General features: G+C 66.4%; 15 protein-coding genes. 4 read left to right on the forward strand and 11 right to left on the reverse strand.

The window, feature by feature from the left end; genetic code table 11:
- Window positions 1–438: 438 nt before the first annotated feature.
- Window positions 439–1047 (reverse strand): DUF3558 domain-containing protein, encoded by a 609-nt coding sequence (locus AC4HOU_RS07095; RefSeq protein ID WP_490724286.1) that lies wholly within the window; start codon window positions 1045–1047, stop codon window positions 439–441.
- Window positions 1044–1439, reverse strand: a complete 396-nt coding sequence (locus tag AC4HOU_RS07100) for a hypothetical protein (RefSeq protein ID WP_490724287.1) — start codon at window positions 1437–1439, stop codon at window positions 1044–1046. Before AC4HOU_RS07100 ends, AC4HOU_RS07095 begins: the two co-directional genes overlap by 4 nt.
- Window positions 1440–1610: 171 nt before the next feature.
- On the opposite strand from AC4HOU_RS07100, the gene AC4HOU_RS07105 reads away from it, so the two are divergent.
- Window positions 1611–2375, forward strand: a complete 765-nt coding sequence (locus AC4HOU_RS07105) for a 2'-5' RNA ligase family protein (RefSeq protein ID WP_490724288.1) — start codon at window positions 1611–1613, stop codon at window positions 2373–2375.
- Here AC4HOU_RS07105 and AC4HOU_RS07110 read toward each other — a convergent pair.
- Window positions 2318–3583, reverse strand: a complete 1266-nt coding sequence (locus AC4HOU_RS07110) for a helix-turn-helix domain-containing protein (protein WP_490724289.1) — start codon at window positions 3581–3583, stop codon at window positions 2318–2320. The genes AC4HOU_RS07105 and AC4HOU_RS07110 overlap by 58 nt on opposite strands.
- 357 nt (window positions 3584–3940) lie before the next feature.
- Here AC4HOU_RS07110 and AC4HOU_RS07115 point away from each other — a divergent pair, with 357 nt between their 5' ends.
- Complete coding sequence (locus AC4HOU_RS07115) at window positions 3941–4375, forward strand: DUF4254 domain-containing protein (RefSeq protein WP_490724290.1); 435 nt, start codon at window positions 3941–3943, stop codon at window positions 4373–4375.
- A 207-nt stretch (window positions 4376–4582) separates the two neighbouring features.
- Window positions 4583–4744, forward strand: a complete 162-nt coding sequence (locus AC4HOU_RS07120; RefSeq protein WP_014348450.1) for a hypothetical protein — start codon at window positions 4583–4585, stop codon at window positions 4742–4744.
- A gap of 95 nt (window positions 4745–4839) precedes the next feature.
- On the opposite strand, the gene AC4HOU_RS07125 is transcribed toward AC4HOU_RS07120, so the two are convergent.
- Both AC4HOU_RS07125 and AC4HOU_RS07130 read right to left on the reverse strand, forming a co-directional pair.
- On the reverse strand, window positions 4840–5427 hold the full coding sequence (locus tag AC4HOU_RS07125; RefSeq protein WP_228815875.1) for a Uma2 family endonuclease: 588 nt from the start codon (window positions 5425–5427) through the stop codon (window positions 4840–4842).
- 151 nt (window positions 5428–5578) lie between these two features.
- On the reverse strand, window positions 5579–8866 hold the full coding sequence (locus AC4HOU_RS07130; RefSeq protein WP_490724291.1) for an arabinosyltransferase domain-containing protein: 3288 nt from the start codon (window positions 8864–8866) through the stop codon (window positions 5579–5581).
- Window positions 8867–9011: 145 nt separating this feature from the next.
- Here AC4HOU_RS07130 and AC4HOU_RS07135 point away from each other — a divergent pair, with 145 nt between their 5' ends.
- Window positions 9012–9509 carry a peptidylprolyl isomerase gene (locus AC4HOU_RS07135; protein WP_130918458.1) on the forward strand — a complete coding sequence of 166 codons (498 nt, stop codon included), beginning with the start codon at window positions 9012–9014 and terminating at the stop codon, window positions 9507–9509.
- A 201-nt stretch (window positions 9510–9710) separates the two neighbouring features.
- Here the strand turns inward: AC4HOU_RS07135 and AC4HOU_RS07140 are convergent, their stop codons facing one another.
- From AC4HOU_RS07140 to AC4HOU_RS07165, 6 genes are all read right to left on the reverse strand, one after another.
- A complete protein-coding gene (locus AC4HOU_RS07140; protein WP_163813545.1) occupies window positions 9711–11255 on the reverse strand; it encodes an acyl-CoA carboxylase subunit beta in 1545 nt (514 codons plus the stop codon).
- Window positions 11252–16504 (reverse strand): polyketide synthase Pks13, encoded by a 5253-nt coding sequence (gene pks13 / locus AC4HOU_RS07145; RefSeq protein ID WP_490724292.1) that lies wholly within the window; start codon window positions 16502–16504, stop codon window positions 11252–11254. Before pks13 ends, AC4HOU_RS07140 begins: the two co-directional genes overlap by 4 nt.
- 218 nt (window positions 16505–16722) lie before the next feature.
- Window positions 16723–18639 carry a long-chain-fatty-acid--AMP ligase FadD32 gene (fadD32, locus tag AC4HOU_RS07150; RefSeq protein WP_163813546.1) on the reverse strand — a complete coding sequence of 639 codons (1917 nt, stop codon included), beginning with the start codon at window positions 18637–18639 and terminating at the stop codon, window positions 16723–16725.
- 194 nt (window positions 18640–18833) lie between these two features.
- Complete coding sequence (locus AC4HOU_RS07155; RefSeq protein WP_163845587.1) at window positions 18834–19853, reverse strand: LLM class F420-dependent oxidoreductase; 1020 nt, start codon at window positions 19851–19853, stop codon at window positions 18834–18836.
- A 132-nt stretch (window positions 19854–19985) separates the two neighbouring features.
- Window positions 19986–20975: a cutinase family protein gene (locus AC4HOU_RS07160; protein ID WP_416383076.1), complete on the reverse strand. Its 990-nt coding sequence runs from the start codon at window positions 20973–20975 to the stop codon at window positions 19986–19988.
- Window positions 20972–21511 carry a DUF732 domain-containing protein gene (locus AC4HOU_RS07165; RefSeq protein WP_194991617.1) on the reverse strand — a complete coding sequence of 180 codons (540 nt, stop codon included), beginning with the start codon at window positions 21509–21511 and terminating at the stop codon, window positions 20972–20974. The genes AC4HOU_RS07160 and AC4HOU_RS07165 overlap by 4 nt, the downstream gene beginning before the upstream one ends.
- Window positions 21512–21638: the final 127 nt, after the last annotated feature.

Genomic DNA, 21638 nt, shown 5'->3' on the forward strand with positions numbered 1-21638 from the left:
CTGGCGGAATAACGCAGCGAGTTGTGGATGCTAGAGAAATAGACCGAGACACACTCGAGTTTGCCATATGTGCCTATAGCACTCCTGGTACCTATTCTGTCTATGAGGACGGTAATACGGTCGGCCCCACACCCGATGATCCCCACCCGTACCAACTTATACACCCGCGGGTCCAATGGACCGATCGCCCGGCCGCCGATGGGTCCCGGCCAGAGAGCCCTCGCTGGCTATTGGTCGATATGGGAATCGATAACTCTGTGACCGACGAGATGAGGTCGCAAGTTTGTGAGCCATTCAAACCAGAACCCTTTATCCAGCAGATGCCGGATCCCATCAATCCCTCGGCTACTCCGCCGCGTTGAGTTCTTGCTGGCCGGCGAGCTACTTCTCCCTGGCCACCGCCAGCAGCGCCGCAAACCCACCCTGGTGCATGCCAGTTTACCCTTCGGGGAGCGCGGACTCGACTGCCTCCGCGATTTCCTGAATCCGATCACAAGGTTTCTCCGTTGTGAATGGAGAACTCACATTCTTTGTAATATCGAGGACGCCGTCGGCGGAAGCTATCGCCACATTGCAGGCGTCCCGGTGTCCGTCCGGGTTGACATACCGGATCGCCCGACGGCCGCCAACAGAAATATCGGTCGTATCTTTGTATTTCTGCCTATACTCTTCCAGCTTGATGTTCGATGACATCAAGGTCAGCGTTCTAATTGTTACCCGCGAACCGCCTTGCGTTTCTTTGTACTGAAACTCGCAGCCGATGAACGAGTACGTATCGAACACGTAATCTTCACGCTCGCGAGTTTTTGGGTCGAAACCGGCGGCGTGGACTATTTCATCGCCCACGCCAAAGCATGGGTCGAAGGCAACTTCATTTCGACCCTGGTTGTATTGGGCCGGGGCGGGTTTCACGCTGACAGCGATCTGCGGTGCGGTTGTCGTCGCATGGGGCATAGCCGATCCGGAAACGTCTGATCCGCTATCGACAGAACATCCAGCGGCAACGACGGCGGCGACGATGCCTGTGATCAGTACTGTGCGCTTCATCGTTGCAACCCAGAATCGGAAGCGTCGTTAGCGAATTGCAAAATTGCTGCATTTTGGGCATCAGCCTCAGCCAAAAGGTTTCCGGCCCGCAGATATGCTTCTTTCATGCGCATGGCACCTTCGATCAGCTGCTCGATGACATCAATACCGTCGACCGCCTTTTTCGCGAACCCATTCGCCAGTTGTTGTGCGGATTCAAGTCCACCGAAGCCGACTGCCTTGGTAGCGTTACCGAGGTTCCTGCGGATTTCAAGCAGGCCGTCAATCATGTTCTGGTATTGGGTTGCAGCGTCGCGAGCGACATCCGGGTTGTACCGGATTGTGCCAGATTGTGCAGCCTGACTGAATGCAGCGATTTCGGCCTGCCCGAAGTTGATGTTCTGCATGGCCACCTACTACCCCCTGACGTTTGGTACCGGCCAACCGTATCAGAGGTGCTTGTGAACGGCACGAATGCTTTGAGGCTATGGAGTTGGGCATCCATGGGTTGTCATGTAACCCCCGGCTGTGGCTCCCGTAAACTCGCGGTGGACCTGCCGACTTCCAGAGGGCACGCTGCCAGTATGAACGATAAGGCCAGCCTTCCGTTCCCGACGTCAATGCCGTCCTCAACAGCCGATCCCGATGCGATCGGCTCGAATGATTGGTCTGCGTTCGCCCGGCTACGAAAGCTTGACGATCATTGGCGGCTGAAGCACTGGCCGCTGGGCCGCACGGGCTACTACTGGTACCTGACCTTCGACGACGAACGACTGGCGGCGCTCGCACAGAAGTGCCAGGCGCAGCTCGGCACCGACGTCTTGGATCCGATTCCTCAGGGGGGACTACACATCACGCTGTCTGCCATCGGTGATACCCAGGATGTCTCCGATGCGCAGGTCAGCGAATTGGTCGCGCTGGCCGAGCAAAGCTTATCCGGGTCGAGCCCCTTTGATCTGCTCGTCGGCCCGCTGGCTGGTTCGCGCAGCGCTGTCCGGTTCTCGGTCGCTCCCTGGGATCCACTGCTCGAACTGCACCAAGTACTTCTCGCATGCACAGCGCGCGTTCTCCCTGGCACCCAGGCGCGCGAGAGGACCACAAGCTTCCGGCCCCACCTCGGCATCGGCTACGTGAATACGGCGCAGCCAGCGGGCGATCTGATCGAGAGGGTGGCGGCACTGCGCGAACTGCCCCTGGTGTGGGTTCGGGTGGATTCTGTCGATCTGGTCGCATTGCGGCGCGAAGGCCGGACCTACCGATGGGACAACCGCGCAAAGATCAGGCTGGCTGGTCACTCGGACTCGGGCACGGTGAGTTCGCGCGTGGCTGCTGACCATTCACGGAGGTGATCGAGATAGTCGTCCGCCACGGTCGACGGCGCCGCCCGCAACACCGCACCGAGTTCGTGTGCGCGTTGCCAGACGGATCGGATGGGGCGATTGCCGGACGCCGAGAGCGCCTTGATACCCACGTGCACAGCCTCTTCGAGGTCCGGTTGGGGTTTGCGGGTGAGGGCTGTGGCGATATCGAGGCCGACCAGTGAGCGGCTCCACGCCGAGTCCGAAGCCTCGATCTGTTCCTGGACCCGCTGGCTGTATTCCAAGGTCTTGTCGTACCGGCCCGCCGAGAGGTAGGCCGTCGCTGCGTTGGCCATTACTCGGGCACGCCCGTACGGGGCAAAGGTCAAGGCGGGAGTCAGAGACAGACCCGTGCCATGAACTTCCACGATGTCGGAAGCTTGCTCGATAGCTCTGTCGACACCTGCGATATCACCTAATTTGCCGAGCGCGCGCGCAAGCCCGTTGGAATACAGGCGGATTGCCTGTGGTCCCGTACCTGCTAATTCGATGCCTTCGCGGGCCAAGTCCGCGGAGTGGCGGTAATCCCCCATGTAGTAGGCGCAGAAGGCCTCGGTCCCTTTGATCCATGCCCGCAGCTCGCGGTCGCCAATGGAGGTAGCCAGCGTTAGCGCCTCGCGACAGTACATCTTCGCGAGGCCGAATCTGCCGCTGTTGACGGCCATGTAGGCCAGTACGCCCGACAGCCGCGCCGCAAGGCGATTCAACCGCTGGAGGTGCCCCGGGTGCCTGGGCTGAGATAGCAATTCCTCGACTCGATGGCGCAGTGCCACCACTTCGGGCGCTTGGCGTTGCGGACCCTCCGACTCGTACCGATCGAGGACATACGCGATCGCAAGATCCAGGCCGTCGGCCAGCTGGTCGTCGGCGTCCAACGTGGACAAACGCTGAATCCGGTCGAGAATCACTGACGTGGGCTCGAACAGGACGCCGACGGGAGGTGTGGGTCCGATGATCGGCGCGGCTGACCGTTTTGCCAGCGCAGCGGCGAAACGTTGCCGCTGATCGTCGTCGAGCCGCCGCAGCATCGTATCCATTGCCTCGGCGTACTGGTGACATAGCGTGATCGTTGCGCCGCGCTTCTCCCATTTGCGCACGACAGCCTCGGTGAATCCGAGCAGTTCCGCCATGGCCTCCTGGGAAACGCGCAGGGCTGCGAGTCGCATCGCGCGTACTTCGACTCCGGTCCACTCGGTCACGATCACGATCCACCCACCCATAGCTCGCTCGATCCGTAACCGGAAGCGTAGAGGCTCCGTAGCGGTCGTGTGCCTGAAAACTCTTCCTAGCTGGAGAGATGGTTTCGATAGCGCTCGGTTCCGAGCGTGTAGAACCCCGTCGACCCACCGGAGCCACGTATGTCCAACGAGATCCGTCTATGGGAGAGGCAACACCGGGACTGCTCTCGCTCACCGACACAGATGGATCGGTCACGGGCCGCCTATGTCCTCACAGCACACGCTGAGCACGGTCCGGACTGCCTTCAATACCTGGCCGCGCTGGAGGAGCTGTCCACGGTGCTCGGCTGAGCAGTATCCACACAAGACAGGAATGAAATGATCACCCTGCCGTCGAAAGATATGGTCCTGGAAGCCTGCACGGGAACCGTGCGGCAACCCCACCCAGTCCTGGAGGCCGCGTCCGAACTTGCCGCGTTGCATCAGAAGCAACCAGATTCGTCCGGGTTTGCCTTCGCCGAGAACAACTCTCGCAGAGCCATCCTGAGACAGAAGATCGACCGATGGGTCGCCGGCTCGATTCGCCCGCCGCTCGGCGCCGCTTACATGCACACCGAGACCATGGGCGGGGTGGTCGACCGCCTTGCCCGGTTCTCGGTCCTGGCCCATTCCGAACTCGCCCGTGACGCACCACCCTGGGAGCTCCACTTCGCCTGGCAGCGGCTAGCCGAGCTTTCGCTCGGCTACGGCGACCTGTCGCATGAGCTCACTGCCGGCACGCGCCGCCTGCCGGACTTGTCCGGGGCGCTGTGAACAGAGGACCGGCCGTGCCGGAATCGTCCGACCCAGATCGGACCTTCCCAATGGTGGACACTTCCCCGGCACGATCGGTAGATTTTCCGGCCCGGGGCGATACCCGGCAGTAACCCGCCGGTCACACAGCATCCCCCCGGGAAACGTTGCGCTACTGCTTGTTTCGATCTCAGGATTTACCCAGCGTCGAGTCGTACAGTTGAACCTATGACTCCGGCCTTCGAAGATATGCCCCTGCGCGATCTCGTCGGACTGCTCACCGACGAGGAGCAACGAGAACTGCGCCCGTCGGTGCTACGGGTGCTCAATCGGTTACCCGATCAGGAGGTGTTACGGCGCGAACTCGGCCGGCGCCTCACCAACGTGTAGTCAGCGAACTTCCCTCGTCCACCCAAAGGGCGGTGCTCGTCATAACGACGAACACCGCCCTTCCTCAGTTTCCTAGGCGCGCGACCAGAAGCCGATCACCCAGAGATCAATTCGGCGAAGGAGACGTCGACCGGCACCGGATCTTCCATCGTCAGGCGGCGCGTGTGCAGGTAGACGAGGTGGTAGCGGCCGTCCGACAGCCGGAATTCCTCGATCTGGGAGATTCCGTCGCCGGATTCGTTGGGGTACACAATCAGGTAAGCGGGGATGCCGGCCGCCGCGTACACAGCCTTTTTCTCGACGGTGTCGGTCCGGAAGGAGCTGTCGGGCGAAACGATCTCCACGACCAGTACGGCGTCGCCGGCGTAGAGCCGTTCGTCATCCTCCAGGCAGTGATACACCGTGACGTCCGGGCGGCGCAGGCTCAACGGAACGTCGCTGAGCCGGACGTCGACGTCCGTTTCGACCATCAGGCATGGCTCGGGCTTACGGCCGCTCTCCAGTGAGGCAGCCAACCTGCGCGCCACCCGGTTGTGCAACCGCGACGGACTCTCGCACTTCACGATGTGACCGTCGACCACCTCGATGGTGCGGCTGAAATCCGCAGGCAGATCCTCGTATTCCGCCGCAGTAATCTGCGCGGGGATCCACCGGTACCAGTCGCTCGGGGCGCCGCTCGTCATGCCGACGAGCGTACCGCCAGACTTATAACAGTCCAGACTGCTCAGAAGTCCCGCACCTTCCCCCGCATCCGCAGCCCGGAGCCGGCTTCCGCAGAAAGGGCGGTACTCGTCGATATGACGAGCACCGCCCTTCGTCACGTTCTGGGACGGCTCAGAACACCCGGAGCTTGCCCGGCTGCCACAAACCGGAGCGAGTTTCGGTGCCCGTCTGCAGTTCGGCCGGGACTGCCTCGTAGTACTGGTCGTAGCGTTCCAGGGAACCCCAGTCGCGGGCCCAGTCGTCCTTCAGATAGGTGGGCATGGTGACCGATTCGGCGAGCATCTGGGAGAAGCCGAGGGGGCCGCCGAATTCCTGGGCCTGCCAGGTGTCGGTGGAGCTCACGGCCAGCGGGCGGTCGGGCAGGATGCGGTAGCGCGGGACCTCGGCGACGCCGTTGTGGTGGGCGAACGGGCGCTGGCAGGGGAACTGGAGGCCGACGGCCCAGTCCAGCAGCACCGGCTGCTCGGAACCGAGGAAGCTGTTGGCCGATTCCAGGGTCGGCACCCGCGGCGGGGTGAAGGCCAGCCACTGGTCGCCGATCAGGATCGGGTCGTTGGCGACGATGCGCACCGCATCGGCTTCGGGGGCGATCTCGTCCAGCGGCACCCGCAGGTTGCGCCAGGACGGGAACGGTCCGATATCGCGGGGCAGGTAGGTGCCCAGCTGGGTGACGCTGCCGTCGGGCTGACGCTTGCCGTAGTCCACGGTCAGCGACTGGCCGTACTGCATGGCGCCGGTGTCGTCGTAGGACAGGATGCGCCCGGCCGCGGAGATGACGATCAGCGGCTTGTCCTCGGACCGCTCCGGCAGCCCGTACCAGCTCGACGTCACGAAGGCCGGCTTCTGCACGCCGTTCTGGTAGCTACCGAGCACGGGTGTGGTCGCCGGGTCGAGCCCGAACGGCAGGGCCACGGTGCTGCCGTTGACGCCGAGCGCGCCCTGGCCGCCGCCGGTGCCCGCGCTCTGCCCCTCGGCGAACGCGGCGCCGACCGACTGGGTGGAGGTGTTGCCGGTGCCCGGCTTCACCTCGACGGCGTCGGCGGACAGATCGTCGGGCACACCGTTGGGATCGAAGCCCTCCGGGTCGACGCCGGCCAGCGGATCGTTCGGGTTGGTCGGCGGGTTCGCCGGATCGATGATCGGGGTCAACCGGCCACCGTTGGGATCGGCTTCGACCAGCACGTCGTTGGCGAGACCGCAGCTGGAGCCGGTGATGGCGTCGAAGTTCGAGCGCGCCAGCGAATAGCCGGGGTACTGCGAGTACGCACCCTTGACCAGCGAGAGCACCTCGAACAGCACCATCGCCGCGGCGACCAGCGTCAACGGGATGGCGGCGAATTTCCGGATCCGCCGCCCGCGGGCCGAGCGCGGCGAACTCGGCGGTTTCGCATACCCCTCACGCAGCGCGTGCCAGGCCACCAGCGCCAGCGCCAGCCCGAACAGGATCAGGATGACGGTGTTGGACTGGATGCCGCTGACCGAGACCCGCTTGTCGAACCACGGCACCCCGAAGCTGGAGACGTACCAGTAGCCGTTGATCCCGGAGAACGCCACCGCGAGCACGAACAGCAGACCCGCCAGGAAGATCGCCCGGTTCTTGCGCGCACGCAGCGCACTGGCCGACACCGCGACCGCCGTGACCGCCGCCAGCGAACCGGCGATACCGGCGTAGGCGCCGAAGTGGTGGGTCCACTTGGTCGGGTTGAACATCATGAAGAAGATCGTTCCGAACACGATGCCCATCAACCGCCAGGTCGGGGCGCTGGCGATGCCGGGCACCCGGCGCCTGCGCAGCAGCACCAGCATCGTGGTGAACAGGCACAGCAGCATCACCAGGAAGGCGAACCGGCGCGAGACCGAACCGTCGACGGTCTCCACGAACAGGTAGTAGTAGCGCAGGTAGTCCTCGTACCAGGCCAGGTTGGGGCCGGTGGCCTGGCGGACCCGGTTGGCTTCCTGGATGCCCGCGAAGGTCTGATCGCTGTAGACGACGGTCAACACCAGTAGACCGGCGGCGGCGATCGGCGCGAGCAGCGGCAGCGTCCCGTGTTCGCGCCGCTTACGCACCACGATCTTGACCATGGGCCGGATACCGGCAAGCAACGCGGCCACACACATCAGGCCGGTCGGCGCGGCGGCGAGCGTGAACGCGGCGATCAGCACCGCGGCCGCGGCGGGCAGCAGCCGTCCGGTGGCGATGGCCCGCTCGATCGAGACCCAGGTCAGCAGCGCGCCGAGCGCGACGATCGGCTCCGAGCGCAGGCCGTTGTCGAACGGCAGCCAGAAGGCCAGGAACACCAGGCCACCGGTCCACAGCGCCACCCGGCTGTTGCGCACCCCGCGACCAAGCCGGGGCACCACCTCGCGGCTGATCACCATCCAGCACAGGATCGCGCAGGCCAGCGCGGGCAAACGCACCCACGGGCTGGCCGTCGACACCTCGGCGAAGAGCTGGATGACGTAGTAGTACCAGCCGAACGGCGCCTCGGGGACGCCGTACCAGCGGAAGTAGTTGGCCATATAGCCGGCGTCGGGCGCGACCCGGACCATGCTCAGGATGTAGCCGTCGTCGGAGGTGTTGGCGCCGACGAAATGCCACACCAGCAGCGTGCCGATGACGGCGCCGTCGGCCCAGGTTGGCTTGAACCAGCGCGCGGGCAGGAACCGGCGGTGGCCGCGGCCGTCGCTGGTGTCCAGGCGGGCCAGCGCCGCCAGCGCGATCAGGGTGCACAGCACCGCCGCGATCATCGCGATCATCTTGATCGCGGTCGGCGTGGAGCTGTAGCGGGTGTCGATGGTGGTGTCGAAGGCCAGGCCCGCGGGGACCTCACCCTTCAGGTCGGTGAAGACGCCGACCACCTGCGGCCGCAGATCGCCGAGCAGCTGCCCTTCCACCGGCTGACCCGTATCGGTGGTCAGGCCGTTGAAGATCGCGTGCGTGCGGTCGATATCGGAGGTGATGGTGATGTCGGTGCAGCCGGCCAGCTCATCGCGCTGGGCGGAGGCGACCACGGCGTTGCGGTCGACGACGTCCACCGAGGTGTCCGAGACCCGGACGAACAGTGCCTCCAGCGCCGCCCGATCGCCCTGCGGCGGCGCGGTGGCCAGCAGCATGCCGCCCTGCGGCGGCAATTGCGCGACCGCCGAACACGGGATGGTCGCGCGCAGCTCGATCGGCACCTGCGACATCAGCGGCGCCTGCACATTCGTGAGCTGCCCGTTCTGCGGCCAGCTCAGCGTCGCCGTCGTCTGCGTCACCGGTAAGAACGGCGTGGCCAGCGCGAACAGGGCACCGAGCACTCCCGCGACCAGCGCGATGAGCCGCGCGGTCCGGAAATCGCGCGGAGCGACCTGCGGTGCGGGCGGCGTCTCCGGCAAAACAGCGACTGCATCTGACACGGTTGGGAAGTCTAGAGCGCGGTGCCAGACGGGGCGTGCTCAGCACGACATTGCCCGGGCGGCGGCTATTTAGCAGAACGCGGATTCGGAAGAAACGGCACCCGAATTACCGTCGACCGGTGGGGCTAGTGGAAAGCTGTGGGGTATGACAAAGGTGAATCTCGAGACGAACTACGGAACCATCGGGCTGGAGCTGGACGACGCCAAGGCACCGAACACGGTGAAGAACTTCCTGGAGTACGTGAACGCCGGGCATTACGACGGCACCATCTTCCACCGCGTCATCCCCGGCTTCATGATCCAGGGCGGCGGCTTCGACGGCGATATGAAGCAGAAGCCGACCAAGGCCCCGATCCAGAACGAGGCGGGCAACGGCCTCAAGAACGACCGCTACACCGTCGCCATGGCGCGCACCAACGACCCGCATTCGGCGACCGCGCAGTTCTTCATCAACGTGGCCGACAACGACTTCCTCAACCACACCCAGCCGGCCGGCCAGGGTTGGGGTTACGCGGTGTTCGGCACCGTCACCGAGGGCACCGAGGTGGTCGACAAGATCGCCGCGGTTTCCACCTCCTCGCACGGCGTCCACCAGGACGTTCCGTCGGAGAACGTCGTGATCGAATCCGCGAAGGTTGCCTGATCTCGCTGTCTGACTGCGGCGCCTCCGCGCCGCGTGTTCACGGCCCCTGATGGCTCGCGTTTCCGAACCGCTGCTTGCCTTCGGCTTGCGCATCGGTCGCGGAAACGCGAGCCGGGCCGCGAACCCTGACGCTCGATCGCGCTTCGCTCGACATCGGGCGCAACCAGCCGATGTCTGCTGGCTACGCCGCTATGCCCACTTCTACAGCGGCAGCAGGTGATGTTTGCGCGGGCTGCGCAGGATGGTCTTGTCGCGCAGCAGCTGCAACGCCTTGCGCAGTTCCAGCCGGGTGGCCGACGGCTCGATGACGGCGTCGATGTAGCCGCGTTCGGCCGCTACCCACGGCGTAGCGACGGTGGCGTTGTAGAAGTCGATCATCTGCTGCCGGATCGCCGGGCGCTGATCTTCCGGCGCGGCCGCGATCTGTTTGCCACCGATCAGGCTGACGGCGCTTTCGGCGCCCATCACCGCGATGCGCGCGGTCGGCCACGCCAGGTTGACGTCGGCGCCGAGCTGCTTGGAACCCATCACCGCGTAGCCGCCGCCGTAGGACTTGCGGATCACCACCGTCACCTTCGGGACGGTCGCCTCGACGAAGGAGAACAGGAACCGGCCGCCGCGTTTGATGACGCCGATCTTCTCCTGTTCCACACCCGGCAGGAAGCCAGGAGTGTCCACCACGAACACCAGCGGGATCTCGAACGCGTCGCACATGCGCACGAAATGGGCGGCCTTGTCCGAGGCCCGCGCATCCAGCGCGCCCGCGTAGACCATGGGCTGGTTGGCCACCACCCCGACGCTGCGTCCGTCGACCCGGGCGAAGCCGGTGATCAGATTGCGTCCGGCCGTCGCGCCGATTTCGTGGAATTCGCCGTCGTCGAAGATCCGCAGCAGGATCTCGTGCATGTCGTAACCGGCGTTGTCGGAATCGGGCACGATGCCGTTCAGTTCCAGGTCGGTGTCGGTGATCTCCGGTTCCAGACCAGGGTTGACGATCGGCGGCTGCTCCTGGCATGAGGTGGGCAGATACCCGAGGTAATCGCGCACCCACTGGAACGCCGCCTTCTCGTCCTCGGCGACGTGGTGGATATTGCCGTACTGGGCCTGGCTGTTGGCGCCGCCGAGCTCCTCGAGGCTGACGTCCTCGCCGGTGACCTCGCGGATCACCTTGGGGCCGGTGACGAACATGTACGCCTCTTGGGTCGCCACCACCACATCGGTGTTGATCGGGGCATACACCGCACCACCGGCACATTTGCCGAGAATCATGGAAACCTGCGGCACCAGACCCGACAGCGGCTCCTGACGGCGGCCGAGTTCGGCGTACCACGCCAGCGAAGTGACCGCCTCCTGGACGCGCGCGCCGCCGGAGTCGTTGATACCGACGACCGGGCAGCCGACCTTCTCGGCGTACTCCATGATCGCGGCCACCTTGCGGCCGAACATCTCACCGACCGATCCGCCGTAGACGGTCTGATCGTGGGAGAACACCGCGACCGGGCGTCCGTCGACCAGGCCGTGCCCGGTGACCACGCCGTCGCCGTAGAGGGCCTCCGGATCGCCCGGCTTGCGCACCAGCGCACCGACTTCCACGAAGGTGCCAGGATCGAGCAGCATATTGATCCGGTCGCGGGCGCTGGGAATTCCCTTCTTCGCCCGCTTGGCCACCCCCGCTTCACCCGCCGGTTCCTGCGCCAGCTCGAGGCGTTTACGCAGGTCCGCGAGTTTCTCGGCAGTAGTGCTCACTTGGCCCCTTTCGCCTCGATTTCCGCGAGCTTCGCGGACAGGTCCGCGCCGATCTTGCCGATGCGCGGCTCGTCGATGATCTGCAGATGGTCGCCGGGGATGTGGATGACCTCGAGGTTGGGCACGTACTCGTCCCAGCCACCGTTGGGCAGCCGGTCGGCGTAGCGCGGCTCCAGCTCGAGCATGCCGTCGTGGTAGCGGTCGGCGAGGTAGAGCACCACATCACCGTCATAGCGGGTCGGGCGGACCTTTTGCAGCGCACGGTTTTCGATCCACGAGGTGCGCTGGTGTTCGAGCACGCCGCCGGGGATCTTCGCGCCGGTCATCTTGATCAGATCCGACACCATCTTGAACTGCTCTTCGTCGGATGCGTTGGCCAGTTCGAGCAGCTGATCGCGATCCAGTTCGCCTTGCACGCCGTAGGTCTTCTGCGCGAACGCCTGGTAGCGCTCCATCCGCCGCACCCGCTCTTCGGGGCTGTTGTCCTCGCCCTCGGCGGGAATGGCCAGATCGATCAGGCCGACGATGCGCACATCGGCGCCCTCGGCGCGCAGGATCTGCGCCACCGCCATGGCCAGCACGGCACCGAGCGACCAGCCGTAGAGCACGTACGGTCCGTCGCCCTGGATCTTGCGCAGTTCGGGCACGTACTGGCGGGCGCGTTCGTCGATATCGCCGTCGACGCGCTCGAGGCCGTACATCGGGGTGGTCTCGGGCAGCTTCTTCAACAGCGGCTCGTACACCAGCGTGTTGCCGCCGGAGGGATGGAAGACGAACACCGGCACGGCATTCGAGCCCTCGGCGCGCGGGCGCAGCGGGCGGATGAAACCGTCCACGTCGGCGCCGCTGTCCTGCAACCTGCGCACCACGTCGGCGAGATCTTCGATGGTCTCGGAATCGAGCACATCGTCGACGGTGATCTCGGCGCCGACCCGCTCGGTCAGCCGCGCGGTCAGCTTCTCGGCGGTGTCCTCGTCGAGGATCGGCAAGGTGTTGAAGATGCCCTTGGCCGACTTGCCGGTGACGACCGCCCAGGTGGCGAAGGTCAGGCGTTCGGCGGCGTCACGCGGGGGGACGTCGTCCTCGGTCTCGGGCTTACCGCCGAAGAGGGCGGCGGGCGCGGCCTCGGTCTTCGCGGCGGGCGCGGCCTCTGCCTTCGCGGCAGGCGCAGCCTCGGGCTTCGGCGCCGACTCCGCCTCGGCGACAATCTTTTCCGCCTCGGCCTCGACCGTGGTGTCCTCGGCGTCGGTCTTCGCCGACGCACCGGCGGCGGCCTGCACCACCGCGGCCGGATCCTCGCCCGCCTCCAGCGCGGCGCGCGCGGCGGCGACGAAGCCCTCGTCCACGCTGACGTCCTCGCCCGCGGCCTGGCGCTCGGCGATGGCCTGCACCTCGTCGCGGTGTTCGATGGCGTAGCGCAGCACCTTGCCGACCTCGTGCAGGCTGGCATCGCGCACGGCCTGGATCTGCAGCTGCGGGATATCGAATTCGTATTCGACGCGGTTCTTGATCCGCATGGCCATCAACGAGTCGAGGCCGAGTTCCATCAGCGGGATCTCCATCGGCAGATCCTCGACCGCGTACCCCATCGACTCGGCGACGATCAGTGCCAGCCGCTCCTCGACGGTCTGCGAACCGTTGGGATCCCAACGGTCGCCGAAGGATTCGGTGACCTCGAGGTCGGTGCTCGCGGCGGCCTCGACCGGCGCGGCCGTAACCGGTGCGGCCGCAACGGGTTCGGGCAGTGCGGCGCCCGAGGTGACGACGGCGTCGAACAGCAACCGGAACCCGGCGCCCTCACGCGCGTGCACCTGCACCGACGCCCCACCGGGATGCGGGGTCAGCGTGGTGGTCAGCGTGCCGGAAGCCGGCGGTGCGCTGTGCGCGATGGTCGCGCCGAGCGAGACCTCGCTGAGCACCTGCGCGGCCGAGGCCTGCACCAAGGTGGCCAGATCGGTGACGGCCGCGGCCTGCACCTCCCACACATGCCTGCCGTCGGGCAGCGCGACATGCGAACCGGGCGCCCGGCCGCTACCGCCGGTGGACATGGTGGCCTTGGGCCAGTACTCCTTGCGCACGAACGCCGTGCGCGGGATGTCGGCGTAGTCACCGGCGGGCAGCAGCGACGGCAGGTCGACGGCGTGGCCGTGCACATACAGCTGCGCCAGCGCCGAGATCACGCCTGCCGATTCGTCTTCCTTGCGCTTGAGCGTCGGAATCAGCTGCGCGTCGTGCAGTCCGGCCGCGAAGGTGGTGCCGAGCACCTGCATCAACGCGACCGAGTTCGGTGCCAGCTCCAGGAAGGTGGTGATACCCGAATCCACCGCGAGCTTCACCGCGTTGGTGAAGTACACGCTGTGGCGCATGTTCTTGACCCAGTAGTCCTCGTTGTGGATCGGGTCGTTGCCGGGAGCGTAGAACTGCTCCTTGTCGACGGTCGAGTACAGGCCGACCTTCATCTTGGTCGGCTCGATACCGGCCAGCTCGGCGGCCAGCTCGCCCAACAGCGGGTCCATCTGCGAGGTGTGGCCGGCGCCGCGGGTCTGCAGCACCCGGGCGAACTTGCCGGACTCCTCCACCCGCGCCACGATCTGCGCGACCTGCGCCTGCGGACCACCGATGACTGTATTGGTCGGCGCCGCGTAGACGGCCACCTCGACGTCGGGGAACTCGGTGAGCAGCTCGGCGACGTCGTCGGCGCTCAGCTCGACCAGCGCCATATTGCGCACATCGTCATCGCTGATCATCTGCTCGCCCTCGCCCATCAGGCGCGAGCGGGCGCAGATCACCCGCACCGCGTCCTCCAGCGCCAGACCGCCCGAGATGTAGGCGCCAGCGACCTCACCCATGGAGTGGCCGACGACGGCGGCGGGTTCGGCGCCGTGCGCGCGCAGCAGCGCGGCCAGGCCGAGCTGAATGGTGAAGATGCCGACCTGCGAGGTGCCGACGTTGTAGTCCTGCGCGTCGTCGAGAATCATCTCGCGAATGGAGTAGCCTGCCTCGTCCTGCACCAGCTCGTCGACCTCGTCGACGGTGCGGCGGAAGATCGAATTCTCCTGGTAGAGCTGCTTACCCATCTTCCGGTGCTGGGCGCCGAAACCAGCGAACACCCACATCGGGCCCTTGATCGCGGGGGCGTCGGCGGTGAACACACCGGTGCCCGGCTTGCCCGCCGCGATGGCGCGCAGACCGGCGACGGCCTCCTCGTGGTTCTTGGCCAGCACCACACCGCGCGAACGCCAGTGGCTGCGCTTGGCCAGCGACCGGGCGACATCCGCCAGCGGAACGTCCTTGCCCGGGCCTTCCAGCCAGTCGGCCAATTCGGCGGCGGCGCGCTTGCGGCGCGAGGGCAGGTAGCCCGACACCGGGAGGATCACCGGCAGCGGTTCGGCTCGATCGGCGGACCATTCCGGCTCCGCCGCAACGGTTTCCGCAGCCGCCTCCGACTCGGCGACGATGCTCTCGGCCTCGGCCACCACATCGGTGGTCTCGGCATCGGTGTCGGCGCCGTCGGCGACCTGGGCCGCTGCCTGCGCGGGCACGTATTCCTGCAAGACCACGTGCGCGTTGGTGCCGCCGAACCCGAAGCCGGAGATGCCTGCGGTCGCGATACCGCTGTAGCGCGGGAACTCGGTCGGCTCGTCCACCACCTTCAACCGGGCCTGCTCGAACGGGATGTACGGGCTCGGGGCGGAGTAGTTGATATTGGGCGGCAGCACATTGTGCTGGAACGCCATGACGACCTTCGCCAAGCTCGGCACGCCCGCACCGGATTCGAGGTGACCGAAGTTGGTCTTCACCGAACCGAGCAGCGCGGGTTTATCGGCGTCGCGGCCGCGGCCGACCACCCTGGCGAGCGCCTCGGCCTCGATGGGGTCGCCGATCGGGGTGCCGGTGCCGTGCGCCTCGATGTAGTCGACGGTGCTCGGATCGATGCCCGCGTCGCGGTAGGCGCGGCGCAGCACGTCGGCCTGGGCGTCCGGGTTCGGCGCGAGCAGGCCGTTGGAGCGGCCGTCGCTGTTGATCGCCGTGCCCTTGACCACCGCGTAGATGTGGTCGCCGTCGCGTTCGGCGTCGACGAGCCGCTTGAGCACCACCAGGCCGGCGCCTTCGGAACGCACCATGCCGTCCGCGTCGGCGGCGAAGGCCTTGATCCGGCCGTCCTCGGAGGTGCCGGGCGCGAAGCCGAGCGTCGTCATCGGCATCAGCAGCATGTTCACGCCGCCGGCCAGCGCCAGATCGGCGTCGCCGTCACGCAGCGCGCGCACCGCCTGATGCAGCGCCACCAGCGTGGACGAGCACGCGGTGTCCACGGTGACCGAGGGGCCGCGGAAATCGTAGAAGTAGGAGACGCGGTTGGCGATGATGCCGTTGGAGCTGCCCATGATCGCGTACGCCTCGGCGGAGGCGGGCAGCGTCGGATCCGGGTCGGCCAGCCCGAGCGCGGCGATCATCTGGAAATCGCTGGTGGAGGAGCCGATGAACATACCGACCGGCGCGCCCTTGAGATCGCTCGCCGGAATCCTGGCGTGCTCGAGCGCCTCCCAGGTGAGCTCCATCATCAACCGCTGCTGCGGGTCGACCCGCTCGACCTCGACCGGCGACATGGCGAAGAACTCGGCGTCGAAGCCCTTGACGACATCCTGATCCAGGTAGCCGCCCCTGGTCTTACCCTCGGCGACGGCCTTGGCCACCGAGGGTTCGCTGAGGAACTCCGACCAGCGGCCCTCGGGCAGGTCCCGGATCGCGTCGCCGCGGTTCATCAGGAACTCCCAGGTGGACTCCGGGGTATCCCCCGCACCCGGCAGCCGCGTCGACAAGCCGACGATGGCGATGTCGTGTGCCTCGCCGGGGGCGTATCCGGCGGTGTAGGACAGCTCGTCGGACTCGTCCGCCGGCAGCTCCGGCTCACCGTTGACGATGACGTCGGCCAGCGAGGCGATGGTCGGATGCTGGTAGACCACCGTCGCGTTCAGCACCACACCGGTGAGTTCCTCGATATCGCCGCCGAGGGCCATCGCATCGCGCGAGGCCAGCCCGAATTCCTCCATCGGGCGGTCGACGGTGATCTGCTCGAGCGGCTGGCCGGTCGCGTCGGCGACCCACGTGCGCAGCCATTCCCGCAGCTCGGCGACGGAGATGTCCGGATTGGCCGGAGCTGCGGCGGTGGCAGCCGAATCGGCCTCCGCGCCGGGATCGACGTGGTGGTTGTCGGTCGTCTCGGGAGCCATGCCCTCGTTCTCAGCCATCAATCCTCAAGCTACCTGTAAGCGCGCTGGGCGCGGCGGCGAATGGGCACCGTCGCCCATCTCTTAGCGACGCCCAGCCACGGGCATCGGTCGGTCGAACACGAAGTCTCTCGAACAGCCATATCGGTCGACGCCCCGCCCGCTGTTTCAGCGCGTGGACCGAACAGCGGGCAGGGCAGTCGGCCCGCCGCGGCATGCACCGCGACGGGCCGGGAAACTCACTCCTCCGGGGCGTCCGGGAAGGCTTGCTGGGTGTAGCCGCCCCGCAAGGTGCCGCCGATGTACTCGGCCTTGCAGGCTCGGCGGGCGATCTTGCCGCTCGACGTGCGCGGAATGGAACCGGCCGGTACCAGCAGCACATCGCGCACGGTGACGCCGTGACGCTGCGAGATGGCCGCGCGCACCGCGTCGGCGATCGGCTGTGGATCGGCCTTGCCCGCGCCCGGACCACGCTCGGCGACGATGACGAGCTGTTCGGAGGCGTCGTCGGCGTCGAACTTCAGCCCGGAATGGCTGCCCTGCTCGAATACCTCGGCGGGCAACTGGTTGGCCGGCACCGAGAACGCGGCGATGAAGCCGGGGCGCAGCGCCTTGCTCGCCTCCTGCGCGGAGTACTCGAGATCCTGCGGGTAGTGGTTACGCCCGTCGACGATCACCAGGTCCTTGACGCGGCCGGTGATGTAGAGCTCGCCGTCGAAGTAGACGCCGTAATCGCCGGTGCGCATCCAGTTGCCGTCGGCCGGTGCGCCTTCGGCGTGGCTGCCCGACTCCTGACGTTCGGTGAGCTTGTTCTGGAAGGTCGCCGCGGTCTCGTCCGGGCGGCCCCAGTAGCCGATGCCCATGTTGTTGCCGTGCAACCAGATCTCGCCGACCCGGCCGTCGGGCAGCTCATGGCCGCCGCCGTCGGATTCCACGGTCTCCGGATCCACGATGACCGCCCACTGCGAGCGCGCCACATAACCGCACGACACCTGGGCGATGGCGTTCTCGGCGCTCGGATCCACCTTGACCATGCGGCCGGCATTGAGCTCGTCGCGGTCGACGTAGGTGACCTTGGCCTCGTCCTCGGACTTGGTCGCGGAGACGAACAGCGTCGCCTCGGCCATGCCATAGCAGGGCTTGATCGCGGTCTTGGGCAGACCGTACGGAGCGAACGCCTCGTTGAACTTCTTCATCGACGAGGTGGTGACCGGCTCACTGCCGTTGATCAGGCCGATGACATTGGACAGATCGAGCGACTCACCCTGCTTGGGCAGCCCACGCGCCGCGGCGTGCTCGAACGCGAAGTTCGGGGCGGCGGCGAAGGTGCCTGCGCCGTCGGAGACCGCGGCCAGTTCCTTGATCCAGCGGTACGGGCGGCGCACGAACGCGCTCGGCGACATGATGGTGATGTATTTGCCGCCGACCGCGGGCAGGATCACCGTCAGCAGGCCCATGTCGTGGAACAGCGGCAGCCAGGTGACGCCGCGGGAATTCCAGTCCAGGTTGATCGCGTCGACCATCTGCAGCAGGTTGGTGCCGACGGCGCGGTGGGTGATCTCCACACCGGCCGGTACCCGGGTCGAGCCCGAGGTGTACTGCAGGTAGGCGATGTCGTCGACGGCGATGTCCGGGCGGACCCAGCTCTCCCCGACACTGTCGGGAATGGCGTCGACGGCGATGATGCGCGGGCGCTGAGCGGCGGGCAGCGAGCGGAAGAACTGACGCACCCCGGCCGCGGAGGAGCTCGCGGTGAGGATGGCCGACGGTTCGCAGTCACCGAGCACCGCGTGCAACCGGTCGGTGTGACCGGGCTCGTCGGGATCGAACAGCGGCACCGAGATGTTGCCCGCGTAGATGGCGGCGAAGAAGGAGATCACATAGTCCAGGCCCTGCGGTGCGAGGATCGCGACCCGGTCGCCCGGGTTGGTCACCTGCTGCAGTCGGGCGGCCACCGCGCGCAGGCGCACCCCGAATTGCTGCCACGTCAGCTCGTGCACCTCACCGTCTCGCTCGCGCGAGTAATCGATGTAGCGGTACGCGAGCGTGTTCGCGTCATTGCGTGTGTGCTTCTCGACGTGATCGACCAGGGTGCGATCTTCGGGAATTGTGATGTTCCCGTTTTCGTCCAGGTAATCGTCGAAAGTCTCGTCCATTCCTTCTCCTCCGAGGCACACGCAGCCAGACGACGACATTCGCCGCTGTTACCTGTGAGGCCCCGACTCGCTTTCGCCCGCGGGAGCCCGGGTATCAACCGAGCCGGCCCTGCAGATTTTTGTTGCGGTCTGCGCGGTGACCGCCTATCGGCTAGATGTTCTCAAACCAGAGACATGTTACAGAGAAGAGCCACTCACTCGTCCCGCAGCAAGGGAATCACGGGGGCGAACGCGTCCATCTGGGTGGGGAACACGCCCACGTACGACATCCCTGTGAGTTGCCGCACCCGGCGGATCTGTTCGGCGATTTCCTCGAACGAACCGATGGCCACGTAAGGCGAGTTCAAGATCTCCTCGACCGTGAGCTTCACGTCGACCTCGAGATCGGGGTGCAGACCGCGGTCGATCGCCGACAGCGCCATCTCCGCGGTCTTCTCCCGGTCGTCGGTGATGACGATCGCGGTGATCGCCCAGTTCAGCTCGATCTGATCGAAGCGCTCACCGGCGGCTTCCTTGATCAGGTTCACCTTCTCGATGGTCTTCTCCAAGGTGATACCGGAGAGCAGACCCTTGCCGTTCTTGGTGGTGACCGGAACGACGGAGATGATGTCGGCGTGCTTGGCGGCCAGGCGCAGCATCTTCGGGCCACCGCCGCCGGTGCACAGCGGCGGACGCGGGCCCTGCCGCGGACGCGGGGTGCCCTTGATGCCGTTGACCTGGTAGTACTTGCCCTGGAAGGTGCATTCCTGCCCGCGCAGCAGCACGTCGAGGATGGTCAGCGCCTCATCCAGCTTGGCCAGGCGGATGCCGGGCGAATCGTATTCGAGCCCGGCGGCGAGGAACTCGTCCTGCTTCCAGCCCGCGCCGAGCCCCACCTCGAGCCTGCCCTTGGACAGCACGTCGATGGTGGCCAGGTCCTTGGCCAGCACCACCGGGTTGCGGAAACCGTTCGCCAGCACCGAAGTGCCGAGCCGGATCCGCTCGGTGGCCTGGGTCAGCGCGCCGAGCGCGGCGATCGGGCCGATCTGGTCACCGAGGTGGTCGGGAACGACGAAAGTGTCGAAGCCGTACTCCTCGGCCTGCTGTGCGGTCTGAATGAACTTCCGGGCACCGCCCTCTTGCTTGTTTCCCTCACCCGCAGCCGCGAAGCGGAACGGACGCAGTGGCGAACCCAGCGCGCTCAACTCACCAGCCGGTGCGGCGGCTTCAGTCATGAACTCATGCTCCTGGCTATCGGAAATTGCCTGCGCGCACCCGCCGCCTGGCACGGGGCGGGCTCGCGATCATCAGCGCACTTTACAGCGTGACGACGGGGTCGGACCGCGGCGTCCGAAGTTCTGCCGACCTCACGAATGCGGGGGCCGCGGAGCCGCCTCGATCAGGCCACTTGCCCAGTTGGCCGTCCACTGGGTGGCGGTGGTGCCATTGGGATCGACCACAAAACCGTTGTAGAGCGCGTGCACCGGATTGCCCACCGCACCGATCAGGGTGGTGAGGCTGCCGACGATGTTGGTCGGACGCAGCGCGTCCCGCGGAGCGTCGCAGATCAGGTCGGTCGGCGCGCAGATCGTGTACGTGCGATCGGCCACCGATCCGAACCCACCCGGCCGCGGCCCGGTCATGCTGATGCCGGGAACGTTGAGACCGGCCAGCGCGACCTCGGCGCCCACCCCCGGCGGGACGGGGCCGATCGGGATCGCATTGCCCGGCCCGGTCTCACCGGTGCGGCGGCCGTCCGCGATCAGCGTGACACCGAGCAGCAGATCCTCGGGAATCGGGCCGTTACCCGCGCCCACCTGAGCCGCGATATCACCGGCGATCACCGCGCCCTGGGAGAAACCGGCGAACACGTACGAGGTCAGCGGGCATTCGGCATGCCGAGCGGTGAGCGTGTCCACCATCTTGCGGGTGCCTTCGGAACGGCTGTTGTTATAGGACTGCTGGCCGTCCGGCGGGAACGCGATCGGGTTCGAGAACTGCGCGACGTACGGCACGGTGTAGATATCGAGCCGCTCGACCGGGAACTGTTCACGCAACGGCCCGGTGACGTTCAACATCAGCGAGGCCGGATTCGCGGTCGGATTGTGCGGATCATCGTTACTTGCCGACTCCCAGGTACCCGGCACCGCGATCATCTGCACATCGGGGCAGCTCGCCGGCTGGCTGGTGGGCCGCTCATCGGGCGGCTTGGGCCCCGGCTCCGGTTCCCGCAACCGCCCGGCGAGCAGATACCAGGCCAGCACCACCACGATGACTACCAGCACCGCCAGTGCGAGCAGCACCAGGCAGCCCACCGGCCTGGACCGGCGAGATCTCGAACCGCGACGCGCGCTCACTGACAGTACGTCTGCTTCGCGACGTCGATGTAGATCTTCCCGGCCTGCTCGACCGGCATCTTGGCCGGATCGAACGCCGGGTCGGCGCCCGCCATCGCATTGGCGTAGATGGCGATCTCGGCATCGGGCTTACCCGCCGCGACCGCGCCACAGATGTAGTTGCCGATGGTGATCGCGTCCTGCGGGTTGGACGGGTTGACGCCCTGCTTGTTCAACTCGGCGAGGAAGGTCTTCTCCTTGTCACCGAGATCGCCGGTCTCGGCGGGCGGAATGTCCTCGGCGGGCACCGGCGCCGGACGTTCCTGCGGCGCGGGCGCCGGGGCGTCCTCCGCACTCGGCTGTGCGGGCGGAGCGCTCTCGCCCTCCGGCGCGGGCGCGGCGGAAGCGGATCCGGGCGCCGACGTGGCCGCCGACGTGGAGGGGGTCAGCGTCGGCGTGCTCGACGCCGTCGAATCGTTGTCACCGCAAGCGGCGAGCAACCCGGATGCGGCGATCGCCACCGCAACGCCGACTACCTTGCCACGGGTCCGATACATGAAAGTCCTTTGTTATTTGGCCGCTGGCGCGGCGGGTTTGCGGCCCCCTGCTGTCTCGTGTTTCCGCGGCAGCTGCTGGCCTTCGGCGTTCTCACCCCTCACCCAAAAACAAAAAAGGACGCAAAAC

It is taken from the genome of Nocardia sp. JCM 38205 (genome assembly GCF_058222935.1).